Origin of the sequence: Terrisporobacter sp. (assembly GCF_017888745.1) — a bacterium.
GTDB lineage: Bacteria > Bacillota > Clostridia > Peptostreptococcales > Peptostreptococcaceae > Terrisporobacter.
This window is the reverse complement of the sequence record NZ_JAGHFM010000382.1, coordinates 1-1,889: the sequence shown is the minus strand read 5'-3', so window position 1 is coordinate 1,889 and position 1,889 is coordinate 1. Positions and strand designations below refer to the sequence as shown.

2 protein-coding genes are annotated in these 1,889 nt (G+C 26.8%); both read left to right on the top strand.

From position 1 onward, the window contains the following. Positions 1 to 309 precede the first annotated feature (309 nt). On the top strand, positions 310 to 1,044 hold the full coding sequence (locus tag J7G74_RS16260) for an HAD family hydrolase (protein WP_297137319.1): 735 nt from the start codon (positions 310 to 312) through the stop codon (positions 1,042 to 1,044). Between the two features lie 295 nt (positions 1,045 to 1,339). Further along, positions 1,340 to 1,889, top strand: a 550-nt coding sequence (locus J7G74_RS16255) for a branched-chain amino acid transport system II carrier protein (protein ID WP_297137317.1), incomplete at its 3' end; no start/stop codon positions are given.

The window sequence follows — 1,889 nt, the reverse complement described above, 5'->3', positions numbered from 1 at the left end:
TATAACTTTATTTCTAATTTAGGTTCTATATTAATTAAACAGTTTTTTATTTTTATACTTGAATATAGAGGCCCTACTACACCTACTATCATTTGATTCACTCCTAAAATATAAGTCTATATATTTTATATTACCATATTTTGTCTAAATAAATCTTAAATTTAATATTATTTGGAGCCTGAGAATAATTAATAATCATATATATTATGACACATATAGATATTTATTACTTTACTTATAAAAAATGAATTACAATATAATAGTAGAGTAGATTTTTTTATTATTAAGGGAGGCAATTGGGGAGAAATTATGATTAATTTAATATTTGATGTGGATGATACAATATATAATCAATTAGAACCATTTGAAAATGCAGTAAATAAAGTTTTTAATAATCATAAGGACATAGATAGTTTAGGCTTATTTAAAAGTCATAGAAAATATAGTGATGAGTTATTTGATTTAACAGAAAGTGGAGCTTTGTCCTTAGATGATATGCGTGTTTATAGAATCACTAAGGCTTTTTATGATTTTGGAAAAAATATAACTGTAAAGGAAGCTAAGGATTTTCAAAAAGAATATGAAGCCAATCAAGAAAAAATTACTATATCTGATGGAATAAGGGAAGTACTTAATTTTGGTAAAGAAAATAATATTAAAATGGGGATTATTACTAATGGTCCAACTAAGCATCAAGGTAATAAAGTTAATAATCTAGGGCTAAACAAATGGATTAGTAATAAAGATATATTCATATCTGAAAGTGAAGGTGTAGCAAAGCCAGATGTGCAAATATTTAAACTTGTTGAACATAAGATGAATTTAGATCCTGAGAATACATATTATATTGGGGATTCAATTAATAATGATATTGTGGGAGCTAAAAGTGCAGGCTGGAAAATGATCTGGATTAATCGTAGGGGAGTGGATATTCCAGAAAACTTGGGATTTTACCCTGATTATATAGTCAATGACGATAGTAAATTAATAGATTTAATAAAAGATATTTGTAAAGGTAACATGGTGTCTAAAGTTTTAGATTAATAAATTGATGTTGAGAAGTTAATGTATCATGGAGTAGGAAAAATATCAAGATAATCTTATAAGTGTGAATATAAAAAATACCTAGAGTTTTATAATCTAGGTATTTTTATAGTGAGATTATCACTAGTAGTTAAAATATGTTAAGCATTATGTTAAAAATGTAAAATATAGGTTAAATTTTCAGATAATTGCTAAGAGTATGTAAAATATCCATATATTTGTAGACTGTTTTAATTTAAATAATCTACAATTATATTAAATATAAAAAAATTTTAATATCTAAGGGGGTATTAACATGAAAGGTCAGAGTAAGGATATATTAGTAGTAGGATTTGCTCTATTTGCTATGTTCTTTGGAGCAGGAAACTTAATATTTCCTCCATACTTAGGTGTAGTATCGGGAAGTGATTGGTTAGTAGGTTTTACTGGTTTTGTTATGGCAGATGTTGGCTTAGCGTTATTAGCTATATTAGCATCGGCTAAATGTCAAGGAGATATTAATAAAGTTTTAGGAAGAAGTGGTAAAACGTTATCATTAATATTGGCAACATCAATTATGATTTGTCTTGGTCCTCTTTTAGCAATACCTAGAACAGGTGCAACAACTTTTGAAATGGGTATAGCTCCAATTTTTAGTGGATTTAACCCATTAATATTCTCAGTATTATTTTTCGGATTAACTTTAATACTTACAATAAGACCATCTAAAGTTGTAGACATTATAGGGCAATATTTAACTCCAGCTTTATTAATTGCTTTAGTATTTTTAATAATAATAGGGATAATATCTCCACTTGGCGATTTGAACCAAGCACCTATGATAAATCAAATATTTGCTGAAGGTA